General features: G+C 43.5%; 13 protein-coding genes and 2 pseudogenes. All 15 read left to right on the top strand.

The window, feature by feature from the left end:
- The first annotated feature begins 42 nt into the window (after positions 1–42).
- Entirely contained in the window at positions 43–561 is a 519-nt protein-coding gene (frr, locus tag A3GG_RS0100270) for a ribosome recycling factor (protein ID WP_394365976.1), read from the top strand.
- 5 nt (positions 562–566) lie between these two features.
- Positions 567–1,517, top strand: a complete 951-nt coding sequence (gene rsgA / locus A3GG_RS0100265) for a ribosome small subunit-dependent GTPase A (protein WP_018357343.1) — start codon at positions 567–569, stop codon at positions 1,515–1,517.
- A 21-nt stretch (positions 1,518–1,538) separates the two neighbouring features.
- Complete coding sequence (locus tag A3GG_RS0100260; RefSeq protein ID WP_156808619.1) at positions 1,539–2,387, top strand: tetratricopeptide repeat protein; 849 nt, start codon at positions 1,539–1,541, stop codon at positions 2,385–2,387.
- Positions 2,368–7,221 carry an alpha-2-macroglobulin family protein gene (locus A3GG_RS0100255; protein ID WP_026215496.1) on the top strand — a complete coding sequence of 1,618 codons (4,854 nt, stop codon included), beginning with the start codon at positions 2,368–2,370 and terminating at the stop codon, positions 7,219–7,221. The genes A3GG_RS0100260 and A3GG_RS0100255 overlap by 20 nt, the downstream gene beginning before the upstream one ends.
- A gap of 525 nt (positions 7,222–7,746) precedes the next feature.
- Entirely contained in the window at positions 7,747–8,274 is a 528-nt protein-coding gene (locus A3GG_RS0100250) for a UpxY family transcription antiterminator (RefSeq protein WP_018357340.1), read from the top strand.
- 10 nt (positions 8,275–8,284) lie between these two features.
- Positions 8,285–10,267 carry a UDP-N-acetylglucosamine 4,6-dehydratase family protein gene (locus A3GG_RS0100245; protein ID WP_018357339.1) on the top strand — a complete coding sequence of 661 codons (1,983 nt, stop codon included), beginning with the start codon at positions 8,285–8,287 and terminating at the stop codon, positions 10,265–10,267.
- Between the two features lie 18 nt (positions 10,268–10,285).
- Positions 10,286–11,362, top strand: a complete 1,077-nt coding sequence (locus A3GG_RS0100240) for an acyltransferase family protein (protein WP_026215495.1) — start codon at positions 10,286–10,288, stop codon at positions 11,360–11,362.
- 79 nt (positions 11,363–11,441) lie between these two features.
- A complete protein-coding gene (locus tag A3GG_RS0100235; protein ID WP_211205862.1) occupies positions 11,442–12,911 on the top strand; it encodes a lipopolysaccharide biosynthesis protein in 1,470 nt (489 codons plus the stop codon).
- Entirely contained in the window at positions 12,904–13,665 is a 762-nt protein-coding gene (locus tag A3GG_RS0100230) for a nitroreductase family protein (protein WP_018357336.1), read from the top strand. The genes A3GG_RS0100235 and A3GG_RS0100230 overlap by 8 nt, the downstream gene beginning before the upstream one ends.
- Before the next feature lie 24 nt (positions 13,666–13,689).
- A pseudogene (locus A3GG_RS11465) lies at positions 13,690–13,923 on the top strand (nitroreductase family protein); the annotation flags it as partial.
- 109 nt (positions 13,924–14,032) lie between these two features.
- Positions 14,033–15,127: a polysaccharide pyruvyl transferase family protein gene (locus A3GG_RS12690; RefSeq protein WP_018357334.1), complete on the top strand. Its 1,095-nt coding sequence runs from the start codon at positions 14,033–14,035 to the stop codon at positions 15,125–15,127.
- Positions 15,128–15,132: 5 nt separating this feature from the next.
- Entirely contained in the window at positions 15,133–16,125 is a 993-nt protein-coding gene (locus tag A3GG_RS0100220; RefSeq protein WP_018357333.1) for a glycosyltransferase family 2 protein, read from the top strand.
- 33 nt (positions 16,126–16,158) lie between these two features.
- The gene (locus tag A3GG_RS0100215; RefSeq protein WP_018357332.1) at positions 16,159–17,472 is read left to right on the top strand and encodes a hypothetical protein; all 1,314 of its coding nucleotides are present in this window, start codon (positions 16,159–16,161) and stop codon (positions 17,470–17,472) included.
- A 15-nt stretch (positions 17,473–17,487) separates the two neighbouring features.
- Positions 17,488–18,669, top strand: coding sequence for a glycosyltransferase family 4 protein (locus A3GG_RS0100210; protein WP_018357331.1), 1,182 nt, complete (start codon positions 17,488–17,490; stop codon positions 18,667–18,669).
- A gap of 165 nt (positions 18,670–18,834) precedes the next feature.
- A pseudogene (locus tag A3GG_RS0100205) lies at positions 18,835–19,131 on the top strand (glycosyltransferase); the annotation flags it as partial.
- Positions 19,132–19,133 lie beyond the last annotated feature (2 nt).

Here is a 19,133-nt window from a genome sequence, read left to right as displayed (position 1 = left end):
ATGAAAGATTTAGCAACGATACTGAAGGAGACGAAGAGTGCGATGAATGAAACCATCGTCTTTCTCGAGGAGAAACTGGCGAAGATCCGTGCAGGTAAAGCCAACCCTAAACTTCTAGATGATATCCGCGTGATGTATTATGGCAATCCTACACCACTGAGCAATGTTGCCAATGTGTCAGTGCCTGATGCCAAGACTATTATTGTGACGCCTTGGGAGAAGAACCTGATTCGTGATGTGGAGAAGGCGATTATTGATTCTGACCTAGGTATTATGCCTGAGAATAATGGGGAGTTGATTCGCATTAGCATGCCACCACTTACCGAGGATCGACGTCGTGACCTCGCTAAGCAGGTGAAGGCTGAGGTTGAGCAGGCAAAGGTGAGTATCCGCAATGGTCGCCGTGATGCTATCGACACGCTTAAAAAACAAATTAAGGAGGGTATGCCTGAGGATGTATCTAAGGGTGGTGAAGCTGATGTTCAGAAGCTCCACGACACCTATATAAAGAAAGTAGAAGAGCTCTTCGCCGCAAAGGAGAAGGAGATCATGACGGTATAAGACCTATGGCAAATACGGGATTGGTGGTGCAGAATACCGGGAGTTTCTACCTCGTAAAGGTGGAGACGGGAGAATCGTACAACTGCAAGTTGAAGGGAAGTTTCAAACTTAACGGTATCCGTACCACCAACCCTGTAGCTGTAGGTGATGTTGTTGACTTTGAGCTGCCCGCTACGGACGAGGGCGAGCAGATGTCGTGGATAACCAACATACACCCACGACGCAATTATATTATCCGTCGTTCGTCCAATCTTTCCAAGCAGTCCCATATCATAGGGGCTAATCTTGATAGGTCATTGCTCTTGGTGACCATCAATTATCCCGTTACATCTACTACATTTATCGACCGCTATCTCGCTACTGCCGAGGCGTATAGGGTGGAGACCGCTTTGGTCTTCAATAAAGTAGATCGGTATACCGACCGTGAGCGACAAAAGCTCAATGAGTTGCTGCATACCTATGAACATTTGGGCTACCGCTGTTTTGTGATATCGGCAAAGGAGGGAATTGGGTTAGAGGAGCTCAGAACCTACATCTCCGAGGGGGTTACCCTTATTAGTGGGCACTCCGGGGTGGGCAAGTCGACTTTTATCAATGCATTAGTCCCTGAGGCACATCTTCGGACACAGGCTATTTCGGAGCAAAATAATACTGGGGTACATACCACCACCTTCTCTGAGATGATACCTTTTGGGTCACAAAAGGGCACTTATCTGATTGATACCCCAGGTATTAAGGGGTTTGGTACCATTGAGTTCGAACGAGAGGAGGTCGGTCACTACTTCCGAGAGATATTCGAGGTGGGGAAGGCTTGTTATTATGGCGATTGTACGCACACTCACGAGCCAGATTGTGCAGTGCGTAGGGCTATAGCCGAGGGTAAGATACCTGCCTCTCGGTACAAGAGCTACCTGAGCATCCTCAATGAGGAGGAGGAGAGTAAGTACAGGCTCTAGGAGCCGTTGAGAGCAAAGATTATGAGGAACTTCGTATGGGGCACATTAATCATAATGTGCTCAGCATTGGGGCTACAAGCACAGGACTCTATCCCCAAGGAATATCAAACATTGGTGCAGCGCTATTATGAGTATTATGAGGCGGCGAAGCCTGATAGCGCAGAGTTAACGTTGCGGCAGGCGTTGGCGCAATTCCCTGAGGAACCGACCAACTTCATACTGAGGGGCAATCTTGCGGAGCTTCTATTGGCACGCCAAGATACTACTTCGGCACTCGCAGAGCTGTCCGAGGCGATTCGGCAACAGCCTCAGGTCACACAGCTGAGGTCGAGGCGCGCAGCGGTGTATGAGGAACTAGGGAAGTACAATGAGGCTCTTCTTGATTTAGACGAACTGATTCGCCAGCAACCGACTTGGGAGATCCCATTATTTAATAGAGCTAGGGTGAGGTCTACACTTGGGCTCTATGAGGGGGCGATTGTGGATCTGGAGAAGATTATGAGTATCAATCCCGATGCGTATCTGCCTCGAATTGCACTGGCAGAGGCGTACCAAAAGGCTGAACGAGCACTGGAGGCGGAGAAGCTCTTGAGTCAGTTGATAGAGCGTTATCCCAAGATTCCCAATGCTTATAGAGCGATGGGGTGGTTGCTGCTCAGGCAAAACCGTAAGTCGGAAGCGCTCGATAAGGTGCGTTATGTGATGAACGAACTGAAGGACGTCGATAAGGATAATTATTTACTTCGTGGTACTATATGGAGGAGCTATGGAGAACCTAAGGAGTCGGAAAAGGACTACGCTGAGGCGCTTCGCTTAGGTGCTACCGAGGTGGAGATAGAGCACGCAAAACATGAGGGCAAGAGTAGGTAAATGGGTCGTTGCGATCCTATTGTTGGGGTTGGTATTATTGCCTCTTTTGGGAAGGGAACAGAAGATGAAGCAACAGCAGATTACGGTGACGGAGGAGATGAGGGCGTTGGGACGCCTGTATAATAATTACTGGCGCCATCTGGAGGAGTACGATGCCTCCAATGATGAGCGACAAGACACCCTCTTGTGGAGTAGGGAGAAGACCGACAAAGAGGCAGAAGCGCTCCTCGGGCGCCTTTTCTTACAGCGAACAGTACTACGCATGGCTCAGAGCGGTGACCTCGCCCGCCAAGGGAGAGTGGAGCGTTGGGGCTTCGTCCTACTAGAGGGCGAGACTATTTATGGTAACCTGCTGCGTGTCGCCAGTGCTTTTGCACGCGAATCGGAGACTATCAAGAAGCTCTTTAGGGCGGAGATAGAGGCAGCACTGCAGGAGGGCTACTACCCCGAGGCACTCTTTATCTTGCGTGAGGGCTATTCGGTGGAGGAATATGGCACGTACCGTTCTCATTTTGGTGCGCAGGCTGAGGGCACGCTGATCGACTTACTGCTGCTTCAGGAAGAGTATACCACAACCCTTGAACCTATTGAGGAAAAACTATCGGCGGAGAAAGTGACCGATGCCGACCAAGAGTGGCTTCGCCTAATGCCCCCACTAAAACAAAGAGCTGAGGGGATTTTGGCTGGTCTTATGACCACGCCCTATGCTTCTGAGGGGCAAAGTATTTTTGATGATTGCTTCGGGGCTAAGAAGGTAATCATAGAGGCAAAGGATCTGAATACTGCCACGGGAGTGCTCAAGGTTAAAGTCTTTGGTATTTTTCCTTCGGGTTGGGAATTGGCCCGACAGGAAACGAAGATAGCTCTTATTCCAGAAGGAATAGTACGATTAGAGGTGCAGGATCAGCTCCCTAAACCAGGGCCCTACTACTATAACGTCCATGCTCTAGGGGCATCTAACGGAGGGTATGGAGCTTATATGAGGTATGATAAGCTCTATATCTATGCTTATGAATCGCAGGATAATAAGGTGCAACTGCATGTGCTAGACCGTGCCACTGGAGCTCCCGTGGAAGGGGTCGTCGCGAAGGGGGGTGAGCAGACCAAACGAAGTGATCAGCTAGGACGAATTACTTTCGAAAAGAAGCAGCAGGGCTATATGGTGACCGTGGAGGATAATCGCCTTGCTGAATCGTTCTCGACGTATGTTCCACAGCTCCCTGAGACAAAATCGGTGGAAGCTGGGCGCACTACGCAAGCCAACTTTTACCTAGACCGCCCCCTCTATCGTAGAGGTCAGACGGTTAAGGTGGGCGTTGTGGTCTCTGAATCGGCGCAGGATAGGGAGCACACGTTGCCTGATTATCCATTACAGCTTACTCTCGAAGCCTCCAGAGGTGCCGAAAAAGTAACAGTGCACCAAGTGACGGTGACCACGAATGCCCAAGGGGTGGCAGAGACGACTTTCCAATTGCCTGAGGATGCCAACCTAACGGACTATCGCATTAGTAGTAAGATGGGGACCGAGTTTATTGAGGTGCAGGATTACAAATTGAGTTACCTCTCGGTGCAGATAGATAGTATTCCCAAGGGTTATGTAAAGGGACACCCCCTTGTGGTCATGGGTAAGACCACCGACCTTAATGGCTACCCTACCTCTGCTCAGGTGCTCCTCGAATATGGAGACCGCAAACGTGTGGAGGTGCAGTCGGGCGATGATGGCTTATTCACCATCACAACCCCTAAGATTGCTGAATATGGCTACAATATCCGTCTTTCTGCCTCCGATGCGCTTGGTAATACGGCTGAAATACTAAGGTATATCTCTACAATGGATACCGATATGCCGCTCGATCCCCACATGTTATTGAAGGGAGATAAGCAGAATAAGGAGCGTTTCACTCTCTCTACTAAGCAGCAGCCCTACACCAAAAGGCTACTGGGGCAGCTCAATAATCGTCATATCTATGCGCAGCTGGTCAATGAACGAGACACGATTGACCTCGGAGCGCTTCCAATAGAGGGTGAGCAGGAGTTCTCTCTCCCTCAGTTGGCTAGTGGAAACTATAGGGTGCGGCTATCTACCACCGATGGTTATGGCGTGAAGCAAGTAGCGGAAACGGGGCCAATATATTTCTATAGTCCTAAGGATAAGCAATTGGTGGGCGAACACCTTCTATGGGTCACTCGAATAGCGTCGGGCGACATCCTTTATGGTAGTAGTTACGACCATCCCATCTATTACTATCTGGAGCAAGAGGGGCGAGTAGTAGAGCAGCGGGTGCTACAGACAAAGGCTGGTCAATTACAACGCCTATCACTGCCTAAGGGAGCTTCAGGAAAGGTTGAGTTGGTGACTGTCCGTCACATGAAACAGGAGACTCAGACCATAGAACTAGATGAACCGGATTCAGAAAAGGGGAAGGCGCACTTTGAGGGATTGAAGTTCGAGGAAAAGTATCTGCCAGGAGCAGACTTCAAGAAGAGCATTAGGGTATTAGATAAAGTGGAGAAACCCCTTGTGAAGGCGCCTGTTATCGTTACGGTATTCGATAAGGCAGTGGCAGATGCCGCAGGAGGAAGCGCGTTTTGGGAGTTGATCTCTGCACCACAATGGATCGTGGCAGAGCCTAGAGCGATGATGTACACCAAGGCTTTCGATAATATGGCTTTGGAGGAGAGTGCTGTCCTTAACGAGGTTGTCACGGTTGGCTCTGCTGGTGCAGCTGCATCGGAGACCCCCTTACGTACCAACTTCGTGGAGACTGCCTATTTTTCTGCGCTACTTGTCACTGATGAGGAGGGCAAGATAGATCTCTCTTTCACCATTCCAGATACCCAAACCAAGTACATCGCGAAGCTATTTGCTTTTACAACCAATTTGGAGGAACAAGTGATGGGTGAGGCAACCTTCGAGGTGTCTACCCCGCTTAGTATAGAGCTGTCTACCCCTCGCTTCCTTACTTGGGGCGATGTGCTCAATGGTGAAGCTGTGCTGAGGAATACCGGTGACCAACCGCTTACGGCACGATATAGCATTGCCAATGACTCTGTACAGCTTACAGAGGGTGTTGTAGAGGTGCCAGCGAATGGTACGGTAGCGGTTCCATTTGCCATTCAAGCGACAGAGGGCGAAGTACTGAGGCTGCAGGGTAGGGCACAGGCAGGCGATGTGGCGGATGGCGTGAAGCGAGTGATTCCTCTGAGGAGTAACCTCTCGACCTATACAGTGGCGCAGCCGATCTCCGCATATAAGCAGGATGAGGTGCGCCTCTCTCTGCCCAAGATGGAGTTGTCGAGCACACCGCTCACGTTGCAGCTCTATCTAGATCCTATACAGTTGCTTCTGAGCAAACTGGCGCTCGCCCATCGTCTTACGGACGTCAAGGAGCTAGGACTATTTGGTGCGGTACATTACTATGCAGTCTACAGCCGTCTCCAGAGGTATTTGGCACAACATCCTGAGTTCGCAGATGAACTTAGGGACGCTGCGGGTGAGCTCGAACAGGTGGCACAAAAGCCAAGTACGGCTATTGACCGTATGGCAGACCCCAAGACGCTTGCAGACTTCTATCGGTTCATAACCGATACGGCAAAGCTCCAGGAGCGATTGTCGGTATTGGAGCAGACCATTCTATCCCATAGCATCGAGTCTGGTGGCTTCTTCTATAGCCCTTTCTACCGAGAAGCATCACCTTGGCTCACCCATTATGTTCTTTCATCGCTGGGTGGGTTGACTATAAAAGATGCCCAATTAGTAGCGCAACTAGAGCGCTCAATGGGCTTCCTAGAGCGAGAACTAAGTAAGGAGCGAAGTTACTATCATGACTTTGTAGGTTATGCACTGATAGCCCATGAGTATGGGCGCCCACTGCCCGACTTCGGTAAGCCTATGCAGCAGCAGGTGGAGTGGTTGCAAAAAAACTATCAGAGCACCGATAATAGCACCATGATTAGGTATGCAGAATATAGTCGTATCTACGAAGGGAAGACTCGTTATCCCGAGGTGCGTCGTTTTGTTAAAGATCGTAGTGGCTTTACTTTTAATGACGATGAGCAACTCTCCCTAATGCTTTTCCTACAGAAGGATGAGGCTGAGGTGCAAGAAGGGATAGTGTCATTTGCCCTTAAGGTCAAACAAAACACCCTTTGGTACGATCGTGGCATCCTTGATGTCGCTGAGGTATTTCTGGACAAGGTGAAACCGACTAGGATTTTCGCTAATGCAGCACTTCAGATAAATGGACAAAACTACCACCTCACGCCTCAGGAACGACTCACAGGTGCCGTGACAATGGCTTATCCTGCCAAGTCGGATCAATTGTCGGTTACATGGAGCGGTATTGAGAGCGACTATGTCTTTGGTGGACTGAGTTACCTGGTAACTGAACCAAGTGCCAAGGCAACACCTACGGGCGATAAACTAAAGGTAGAGAAGCAGATATTTGTACGCCAGGTGGATAGTGAGGGGAACCAGACTTTCGCGCTCGCCGAGCATGTGGAGAAAGGGGATAAACTGATTGTCCGTTACCTTATTGAGGCAGAGCAAGACCTGAGTCTCATGATGCTTGTTGATCCTAGACCTGCCACCTCGGAGTTCGGTTATCAGTTTGAGGGTTACGGGCGTGGGGGTCGCTTCTGGTGGCACTACAGCCGCAGAGATGCTGAGGATCGGCTTTATATCGATTGGCTCCCAAGAGGTCGCCACCAAATAGAGCTGGAGGCTGTAGCGAGCCAGGGTGGTCGCTTTACCTATGGTCCTGCCCAAATTCAGAGCTATTACGCCCCTGAGTACGCAGGTAACTCCTCGGGTGGCACCCTAGATATCCACTAAGCCGCCAAGTAAGCCCCCAAACCCCCTAAAGGGGGCTGTGTTGGGAGGGACATAGATTTTGGCGATAATGTTTGGAGAATATAGAAAATTGGAGAATGTTGCACGGTGGTGAAATACAAGGCGCTGAGACTGAGGCTGACGGGAGGGTACTCACGTACGTGACCGAAGCTGAATGTCGAAAGTAACGCAGTAGTTCGCCACCGTGCAACAGTCTCAATTGAGTAAATACTCATTGGCTTTGGCGTATAGGTCAATAGTTACTAACACTTTTGACCTGTACGCCACGGGTTAATAGTCTTATCTTTTGTTATTTTTATTTTCTTTATCTTCAAATTGAGGTAATTTGAAGATAATCTCCTCAAAGCAACGTTCCCTGTAGCTTATTTCTGGGGAAAGATGGTTGCAAATCCCGATAAATAGTGTACCTTTGTGCATATTGTATGGAGTATTATGGCTCGTTCTATCGGAGTACTTTTGTAAGAGTACTTGTGACAGACGACCGCGAAGCGTACCCAGAAGTGTCGTATGGTAGACGAGAGAAGGTGGATGGTGGCATACACCAAGATGCACCACGAAAGAAAAGTGGTGGAGCGGCTCAAAGCTCAAGGGATTGAGTGTTTCGCTCCTATTACTCGAGAGGTACGGCAGTGGAGCGACCGTAAGAAGCTGGCAGAGCATTTGGTGGTGTCGATGACCATCTTTACTCGGGTCAATGAGGCAGAACGTCTGCTTGTGCTTCAGGATCCATCGGTGTCCTACTATATGATGGACAGAGCCACCAAAGGGTTGGCAGTGGTGCCGGAGGAACAAATTCGTGCCTTTCGACTGATGCTCGCCGGTAGTGAAGGTCCCGTGACCATAAACCCTAACTTGTTGGCTCCAGGAGACCTAGTGGAGGTGATGGAGGGTCCGCTTAAAGGGGTGGTAGGACAGTTCGCCAACTATAAAGGCAAAGGGGTACTCAGCATACATATTGAAGCACTTGGCTTCGCAAGCGTAGAGATTTCAGCAGAATTAGTAAGGAGTATAGGGAAGTGCCCTATCAGTGACTAAAGGAAAGACTATGGCTAATCAATCAAACAACGAAAAAAAGGGATTTAATAAGGTCTTGGGGAATCATGTTATCAATAGATTATACATTCTCCTAGCGGATGCTCTTCTCGGTCTCCTCGCAGGAGTCGTGTCCCTGTATGCGTTTGAGTTATCGACCTATTTAGTCGATACAACGCTGCACACCGTCTTATTAGTGGCTATATCCGGTTTCATTGCCACGTTGGTGTCCTCTTTCCTTTTTGGAACCTACCGCCAACTTATGAGGTACCAGGTGTTTGCGATTGGCAAAAGGGTGTTGCTGATGCTCCTACTTAATGCTCTGATTTTCGCTCTTATTGTTCTCGCTTACAATGCCGCTATGACGATGGGGTATAACGGGAAGATTCTCTTGACCTTGGCAGTAAATTACTTCGTCGTATTCTTTGTAGCGTATATTCTCTATCGCTCATTCATTATATTGGTAGCTCGTCGGTTGTGGTTCGAAGAAGAGCCGAAGGCAAACTCTAAGGAGCGACTCCTTATCTATGGGGTGGATATGTTGAGTAGTAGACTGGTTGCTCGTTTTGAAGGCGATCCCCACTATCAGCTCCTTGGATTCTGTAAGAAGCATAAGCAAGGGCGCACTAATGCTACTATTGGGGACTTTTCAGTCTACCAAGTAGATGATATGAAGGAGTTCTCTGCCCTAGTCAAGCGACTCAATATTGATGGTATTCTTTTTACTTCCAAGAGAGACCTTTTAAGAGAGCGCGATAGCTTCGTCTATGAACTAGCAGCTCTGGGGGTTAAGAGCTTGTACCTCCCTGAGATTGGCGAGCACTCAGCAACTGATATTGCGCGTGAGGCGGTGCAAAGGATCGAGATGGAGGATCTCCTACAGCGCGACGTGATCCGTCATGAGCAGGAGAAAGTCAATGCTATGTATCGAGGAAAGGTGGTTATGGTGACTGGAGCTGCAGGGAGTATTGGGTCGGAGCTGGTCATGCAGATTGCAGCTCTAGGCGTGAAGCAACTTCTCCTCCTGGACCTCGCCGAGACCCCTTTGCATAATGTGCGACTGAGACTCCAGCGGAAGTTCCCCAAACTTAACTTTGTGCCTATCCTTGGTGATGTACGTAGTCAGAAGCGCTTGGATGCTATATTTACGAAGTATAAACCGGAGATTGTGCTCCATGCTGCAGCCTACAAGCATGTGCCACTACTCGAGGAGAACCCTTGTGAAGGGGTGATGGCGAATGTGCAAGGCTCCAAAAATATGGCTGACTTGTGCCTCAAGTATGGGGTGGAACGTATGGTGATGGTATCTACCGATAAGGCGGTGAATCCTACTAATGTACTCGGCGCTTCTAAGAGAGCTGCGGAGATCTATGTGCAAGCACTGGGCAAGGCGGTGGAAGAAGGGAAGGTAGAAGGGAAGACCACCTTTATCACTACCCGTTTCGGTAATGTGCTTGGCTCTCAAGGCTCGGTGATACCCCTCTTTAGAGAGCAGATAGCTAAGGGCGGACCTATTACGGTTACAGACCCAGAGATTAACCGTTTCTTTATGAGTATACGTGAGGCTTGTTCACTCATCCTAGAGGCATCGTCTGTAGCGAAAGAGACGACCATCTTTGTCTTTGATATGGGCGAACCGCATAAGATTGTTGACTTGGCAGAGAATATGGTGCGCCTAGCGGGTCTGGAACCTTATAAGGATATTGATATTGTCTTTACGGGACTACGCCCTGGAGAGAAGCTCTATGAGGAGAAGTTGGCAGATGGTGAGAATACCATCCCTACCGATATCCCTAAGATACATATCGCTAGGGTGCGAGAGCACAACTATGCCGACCTCTACGATACCTATGAGCAACTGAGAGACCACGCGCGCAAGGTGCAAGTCACAGAGTGTGTCGCCCTCCTCAAAGCCCTTATCCCCGAATACATCTCCGCCCCCAACTCCCCTTTCGCCTCGCTAGATACCCACCGCATAACCTCGCACATTAATTGATTTCTACTTAATGTTTATATGGAATTAAAAATATCAGATTCAAGGGTGACTACTAGGGACTCCAATATGGAGTTGCTACGAATAATAGCAATGTTACTGATTTTATTAGTCCATGCAAGTTATTTTTCATTGGGGGCTCCTAAAGCAGAAAACATTACTCAATACCCTCTTGAGTCATTTGTTCGAATTCTTGTCCAAAGTATTGCAATAATATGTGTCAATTTATTTGTGTTGCTTTCAGGGTGGTTTGGAATTCGGACGAGTATCAAAAGCTTCTCCAATTTTATTTTCCAATGTCTCTTCTTTAGTATTTTAATCTACGCAATAGCACTGGTAACTAATATCTCTACGCTATCAATTAAAGGCGTTGCACAGGTCTTTTATGCAACAAAACTTAATTGGTTTATCAAGGCTTATATCGGACTCTATATTTTAGCCCCTGTACTAAATGCATTTATAGATAGTGCCAATGAGAAACTTTTTCGGCAAGTGCTTATATCATTTTTCCTTTTCCAAACGCTTTACGGATGGGCAACAGGTGCAGCATTTTTCTTTGAACAGGGCTATTCTACCATTTCTTTCTGTGGATTGTATTTATTGGCAAGGTATATAAGACTATATTCGCCCAAGTGGAGTCAGTTTTCTTCTAAAGTAGATTTGTCTATTTTTATTGCTCTAACAATAGTTACAGCGGTGGTACTCTTCTTTATTGGAAAGATTTCTGTCGATTTTCATCCGTTTGGAGATAAGACATTTCCTGGTATTCAATCACGTGTTTTATCCTATATTGCTCCAAATGTAATTGCTTGCTCTACGTTTTTCTTCTTGATATTTACTAAGTTTAGTTTTAAATCCAAATTAATTAATTGGATTGCGGCTTCATCCTTTGCCGCTTTTCTAATCCATGCTAATCCCAATCTCCTTAACTTCTATATTGAGGCATCGAACAAAATTTACAATGATGTATCCATATGGTTATGGTTTCCTGCTGTTATTTCTTTTGTGTTGTTGGTCTTCATTTTTTCAGTCATTGTTGACCAATTAAGGAAAGTGGTATGGACTGCTTTGTGGAATAGAATTAGTAAAACAATTTGATTTTTTCTTGATGCCCTCTAATTTAGGACACCGAAATAGTAAGCGGATAGCTAAGAATACAATCATTCTTTATATTAGGATGATTTTTGTTCTTGGAGTGGCATTGTACACCTCGCGAGTGCTATTGGATGTCTTAGGCGTAGAGGATTATGGTGTCTATAATGTTGTGGGTGGTGTTGTTACCATGCTTGGATTTTTTAATGGAGCTATGGTTTCATCAACTCAGCGCTTCTTCTCTTATGCCATAGGAAAAAATGATTTTCAGCAATTAAGTCAAAATTATTCCACCATCCTTGTGATACAGGGAGGCTTGGCTTTGTTGATTTTATTATTAGCAGAGACAGTAGGACTGTGGTTTGTTAATACACATTTGGTGATTCCATCTGAAAGGATGTATGCTGCTCAGTGGGTATTTCATTTGGCTGTGCTGACCTTTGTCCTCTCTATGATGCAGGTGCCCTTTACGGCAATGATCATTACTCATGAACGCATGAATGCCTATGCCTATATCAGTATTGCTGATGTATTGTTAAAGCTAATTGCGGTAATTGTAATTCCATGGGTGACCTATGATAAACTAATAATTTATGCTCTCTTTCTCTTTGGAATAGCTTTGTTTTCATTTTTAGCTTATGTCCTATATACTCGTATGCAATTTAAGTATGTGCAATACGTGAAAGAGAAAAACAAAGCTCTATTTAAGACCCTACTAAGCTATATGGGTTGGAATCTATGGGGAAATGCAGCTGCAGTTATCATGAATCAGGGTGTTAATATCCTTATTAACCTGTTCTTTGGACCAGCAGTTAATGCTGCTCGAGCAGTAGCCTATCAAGTACAAAGTGCGGTCAATCAGTTGGTCTCCAATTTCCAATTGGCCATGAATCCTCAGATTGTTAAGTCGTATGCCGCAGGTGATATGACTTATATGCATAATTTAGTAATAAGGGGGGCTAAATTGTCATTTTGTTTAGTGTTTGTCTTTGCTGTACCTGTAATAATAGAGTGTGAAACCCTATTGAATATTTGGCTGAGTAAGGTTCCAGAACATGCTGTTTTATTTACGCAGTTGATAATGGTTTTCATTGTTTTGGAAAGTTTATCGGGAACAATGATGATTTCTATACAGGCAACGGGAGATATTGGACTCTATCAAACGGTAGTAGGTGGGCTATTGATATTAAATTTACCAATTTCATATTTGTTCCTAAAGAATGGTGCAAATCCAGAAGTAACAGTTCTTGTTTCAATAATAATAAGTTTTATAGCATTTGTATTGCGTATTTTTATCGTTGCCCCGAAAATAGATATTAGTAGGCGCAAGTTATTTGGAGAATTATTTTTAAGACTAATCCTTGTAGGTATCCTTACTCTTACGATATCATACTTTATCCGTAGTATTGGCTTTGAAAAGTGGATGAGCCTTTTCATTACATTCTTCTCTTCCGTGCTTTTTACTAGTGTGTTTATGTATATCTTTGGTTTTAGTAAAGTAGAAAGGCAATTTATTGTAAGTTATATCCATAAGAATATTAGAAAAAATGAATAAATTTATAGTGATGTCTCAAATAAAGAAGATTGTCGGTCCGGCAGGGGTCAATTTTCTGAAGAAAATACGAGACTTCGTGAATTTTTATCGAGTTTATAGGCGTGATCGGCTAAAGTATCAAAAGCATTCTTCTGTGTATAATGTTGATACTTTTGAGAAGTTAGAAAGTGAAATAACCCTCTTATATCATGGTATTGAAAAGGGATTCTTGCATGATAATATCCGTCCATATTTTGCAAGAGCCAAGGTGATTAGTTTGCTTAAGTTAATTGATGATAGGCGAATAGATAATATAAGTTGGGAACGAAGCCACCTACAATCTGCTGCGGCTAACTTGTGTAATTACTATGAGTGGCATTCCTCTCATGGATACAATTTAGATTATTTCCCAGAGCAGATGTACATAGACTTGTGTCAGCATTTAGTCGAAAAACTTCCGAGCTTTATCCAGAGCAACAAAGAGGATTATTTTGCTCAAATAGAATCACCATTTTCAGAGTTTGCTAAATCAAGATCCAGTGTTCGTGAATTCTCAGATGAGATGGTATCTCGTGAGATTTTAGAGAAAGTTGTAGAATTAGCTAATACAGCACCAAGTGTATGTAACAGACAAGGGGTATCTGTAGTGGTTGTTGAGGATAAGAAGATAATTGAAAAGATACTGGATATTCAAAAAGGATTGGCTGGTTATACTTCTATTAATCAATTGATTGTGTTGACTGCTAATCGTAATTACTTTTATAGTGTTGGATAGAGAAACCAGTTATATGTCGATGGAGGTATCTATTTAATGAATTTATTGTATGCTCTTCATTCTTATGGAATTGCTGCCTGTACAGCACATTGGGGTTTGTTGAGTGATGCAGATAGTGCTATTGAAAAATTAATAGGTCTTCCTCCTGCTGCTCAAGTTATATGTATTGTTTCTTTTGGATATCCAAAAGAAATAGTAAAAAGGACACTCTCTTTGAGGAGAAAGGCAAATGAAAATTTGACTTTTATTGGAAACTAAGATGGCTAAAGTAGGTATACTGACACAACCACTTGGAACTAACTATGGTGGTATCTTACAAACATTTGCACTTCATCAGATTTGAACATTAATTTTAAGGATGTATAGTATGGCTAGGATTGGAATATTGACGATGCAGCTAAAAGAAAATATTGGAGGAATTTTGCAAGCATATGCCCTATATAGTTTAGTTGAGCAAATGGGGCATACACCTTATCTTTTTAGATTAAGTGTAGATGATTCTAAGTTAAAAGGGATAGTGAGGTCTCTTTTTCAGAAAAATCCCTTTTATAAGATATTGGATGTGAAAAAATTGGGGAATCGTTTTCAAAATAGTAGGAGCCTGAGAGATTTCGTAGATAAAGCTTTTCCGAATAAAACCAAAGAAGTAATATCACAAGAGGATTTTGAAATAATAGGTAATCAATTTGATGCAATTATTGTAGGTAGTGATCAAGTGTGGAGGTATGCGTATACTAGAGATGACATAGAGAAATATTTTCTGAAAGGTATAGATGATCATGTGACAAAGATCGCGTATGCTGCATCGTTTGGAGTTTCTGAATGGGAGTCTCAGGATAATATGCTAAATGAGAGGCTAAGTCAATTATTAAGTGACTTTGACTTCGTTTCAGTTAGAGAGCAATCCGGTTTGCATATTTTAGAATCTACGTTTGGATACAGCGAAGGAGTTGTGTGTCTTGACCCAACTCTTCTTCATGATAGTTTATTTTACTCAGACATTATAGTCCAGGATATCTGTAATTCCAAACAATCCATCCGTAACGATTATCTATTTGCTTATATTTTAGATCTTTCAGAAGAGAAAATAGAATGGATTAATGACTATGCAAAAAAGCGAAGTTTAGTACCAATTTTTGCAAGTATTCCAGCTCACCTGAATTCTCTAGCACCATTTGAGTGGATTCAATTTATAAGAGGAGCGAAGTATATTCTGACAGATTCTTTTCATGGAGCAGTTTTTTCGATCCTTTTTAAAAAACCTTTTACAGCAACTTTAAATATGTCGCGAGGTTCAACAAGGTTTGAAAATCTTTTTAGTTATGTTGGAAATAAGCGTTATGTTGAGCATTCATATATTGAAGTGATTCCTTCCGAAGCTGATTTGAAAAATATAAGATTGTTGGCAGTAGAGTCAAAGGAGTTGCTGTCAAAGCATCTTTCAAATATTATAAAAAAATAAAAGATATGAACAAAGCACCTGTAGTATCCGTTATTATTCCTGTTTATAATGCTGAAAAATTCCTTAGGAGATGTGTAAATAGTGTATTAAATCAAGAGTATAAGGATCTAGAGATTATCCTTGTAAATGATTGCTCAAATGACTCATCAAAAGATATTTGTGAGGAGCTACAAAAAGCACACATTAATATTACAACTCTTCATCACCGACAAAATAGAGGAGCTGCTGCTGCACGCAATTCGGGTCTCAAAATAGCAAGAGGCAACTATATAATTTTTGTGGATAGTGATGATTATTGGACAGACCAAGTTTATTTGACAAAATACATTGCTATTCTTGAGGATAATAAAGAGATTAATTTCATAGTTTGTGGATTATTTACATACTATCCTAATACTAATAAATACATAAAGTCTGTCGCCTATCCAGAAGTAGCTGTAGCACCATCGAGTAAATCTATAGACAAACAGAAGGCATTACTAAAGATTGGAAGTTTTCCTAATAGCCCATGTAATAAGATAATCTCGAAAGAGTTTTTATTAAAACATAACCTTTTCTTTAGAGAGGGCTATACAGGTGAGGATATTCTTTGGTATTTGCAAATGACTAAACATGCAAATAATTTTGTTTGTATTAATGATTATTATTATGTATACGATCAAGGAAATGATAACTCTGTTACAAAAAGGAAGGGCTCTATAAGTCTTCTAAAGATTGTGGTAGAGTTATCTGATAAATATAGATACGATACCTCCGAATTTGCAGTGGTTCTACTGGGGTATATGGCTTACGAATACCTCTTACTTTTAACTGATTTAAATTATTTTTCTGAGAAAGAAAAAAATACCATTTTGGAGTACGATTGGTTGCGAAAGTATGATACGAATAAAAAAGTTAGGCTCGCAAATTTATTTATAAGTATTTTCGGTAAGAAAAATGCGGTACGACTTATGAATTATTATAAGAGTAAAGTAAGAAAGAGATTCTATATTGCATAATCTTTTTTCTTATCCAAGAAGCCTATTTTTGAAGTGATAGTTGTTGTTTTTCTTTGCTTGTATTTAATTTTTTGGGGGGCTTTTTTTGACGTCTCGCAAATTGGTGAGATATACTCTATTATTGGAATTATTTTTATTTCCATAGTAGGGTTAGTATACTTGCTTAAGAAATATAGAACAAGTATTGTAATTGTTTTTTTTGTAGCTTATGTGCTACGTTTACTCTTATTGTTCTTAGATTATAGTGGTATTCCTATTATCCATAGTGGAGCAGATACAGAGACCTTCTATAGAATTGCAGTAAATAATATTAGTAGGTCATCGGGAAACCATTTGTATTTAACAAATTATACGGTGTTTCTAACTTATCTATTTAAATTAATTGGCCCTCAAAGGCTTTTTGCTCAGTATATTAATGTGGTTTTAGGAATAACAACGCTTGTATATACCTATAAAAGCATGAGGCTACTTGAAGTAGGAAAAAAGGGAGTTATCGCAGCAATGTGGATTTTAGCATTGATGCCCAACCAAGTGATTTTATCATCCATTCTATTGAGAGAGTCCATTATCATTTCAACCTTTACCATATCTATGTACTATCTTTTGAAATGGTTAAGGGAGGGAGAAACTTTGTCTATGGTACTCTCTCTATTTTTCATCGTACTTTCCTCTGTAATGCACTCGGGCATGCTGGGTGTAGCCCTCGGATTTATGATTGTATTTGCCTCTTATCAGCGATCTAGTGGAAAGTTAAAGTTTAGCAAAAGGCTCATAGTAGCTATCCCCCTTGCATTAGTTTTCTTTGTGGTATTAATCAGCTCTGGCATTGCCACTTCCTACCTCAACTTCCTACTTAATCCAGACAGCGTGAGTTCAACAGAGGCCCTGCTTGATAAAGCATCAATTGAATCATCTGACGCAGGTAGTGCTTATTTAGTTGGCGTCAATACAGATTCTATACCCAAACTACTACTATTCCTACCTCTAAAGATATTGTATTTTTTATTCTCTCCAATGCCATGGAATTGGAGGGGAATGGGAGATATTATTTCTTTCCTGTTGGACAGTGCTATCATTTTATGGATGTTTTGGGCAATATACTACCCAAGTAGTAAGAAGAGACCTAAAGCCAACCCTAGTAGTAGGAGTATTGTTCATATCATAATGCTAGGTGTGTGGATATCCATTGCAATGTATTCATTAGGCACCTCTACTGCTGGCACGGCAATGAGACACCGAGCCAATTTCATTCCTGCTATATTGGTGTGTTCAATACTATCATCCTACGAGAATAAGTCTAAAGCCAAAAAAGCATTAAGCTTTCCAACAAATCAGAAAACATCATAAGTCGATAGTCCAGTAATGGGAACCGAGAATAAAAATAACAAACTATTAAGAGTTGTTACGAGTGCAGGGACTTTTGGTCTCATCAAAGGACAGCTACGCTATTTAAGGGAGCATGGATATGAGGTCATAGGCATTTCAGGGGCACCTATAGAGCGGTCAAAAAAGGCATCCGAGACTGAAGGAATCAGGACAATCGTGGTACCTGACCTAGTTAGACCGATTAGTATTAGCAATGATCTTAAGGCTTTGCTTGAGTTCATCCGAGTGATACGAAAAGAACGGCCTGATATAGTACATGCCAATACTCCGAAAGGGTCACTCCTCGGAATGATGGCTGCGTGGTGGTGCAGGGTACCTCACCGCATCTACACAGTTACGGGGCTGAGATTTGAGACTGCTACTGGCACATTTAGGTGGCTACTCAAAACAATGGAACGCATTACTTGTGCCTGTGCTACTAAGGTGATCCCAGAGGGCGAGGGGGTTAAAAAGACATTGATTCGGGAGCAGATCACTAATAAGTCGCTACAAAAGATACATAATGGCAATATCAATGGAATAGACCTTGAATACTTTAATCGGACTCCAGAGATCCAAGGGACAGCTCAAGAACTAAGGGCTCAGATCGGTGGTGATTTCATATTTGTCTTCATAGGACGTATCGTTAGGGACAAGGGTATGATTGAGTTGGTGGATGCCTTCGAACGATTAAATCAAGAGCATCCCTCCTGTAGACTATTACTGGTTGGTTCTACGGAGCCTGAGCTAGACCCCCTACCCGATGCCACATCAGCAAAACTAGACTCCAACCCCAACATATACCAGGCTGGTTGGCAGACTGATGTTCGACCATGGCTGGTGGCTTCTGACGCCTTTGCCTTTGGTAGCTACCGAGAGGGGTTCCCCAACGTGGTGCTACAAGCTGGGGCAATGGGTCTTCCCTCAGTGGTGACCGACATCAATGGGTGCAATGAGATCATTATTGAAGGGAAAAATGGCTATATAGTACCGAAGCAAGATAGCGAAGCGCTCTACCAAGGGATGAAAAAGCTCTATGAAGATAGAGATAAGACAAAGGAGATGAGCGAAGTAGCCCGCGAGATGATCGCCACTAGGTACAAGCAAGAGGATGTCTGGCAAGCCACCCTTGAAATGTACCAGTCGCTACTAAAAGAAGATGCAAGTGCAGACGTGTAGTTTAGAAAATAACAGCATAGAAGCTCCGAACATAAGATCAGGAACTCCGAACATAAGAACATTCACGAAGAGGCTAATCACCCAAACCAAGCCTATAAGACGACAGAAAAAGGAATAAAACTAATTAAAGAGCGTATAGATGCTATATAGAGATTATATCAAACGGATATTGTCATTCAGTCGTCTCATTGGGAGGGGTTCGGACTTACAGCTGTGGAGGGTATGGCTGCGGGTAAGCCGGTCATCGCATCAAATGTATCCGGACTCGCCGAGATCGTAAAGGGATATGGACTTCTATTCGAAACGGGAGATGCTGACGAACTAGCCTCAAAGGTGTTGTCACTTCAAGATGATGACTTGTTTCAAGAGCTCTCTGAGCATAGTCTCCAAAGATGTCAGGACTTTAGTGTACAATCGATGGTCGATAATATGCTCAAACTCTATATTCATAAGTCGGAATAACA

The organism is Porphyromonas levii DSM 23370 (assembly GCF_000379925.1).
GTDB classification, from domain to species: Bacteria; Bacteroidota; Bacteroidia; order Bacteroidales; family Porphyromonadaceae; genus Porphyromonas_A; species Porphyromonas_A levii.
Note: the sequence above shows the minus strand (reverse complement) of the source record. Positions and strands in the feature narration are given on the sequence as shown.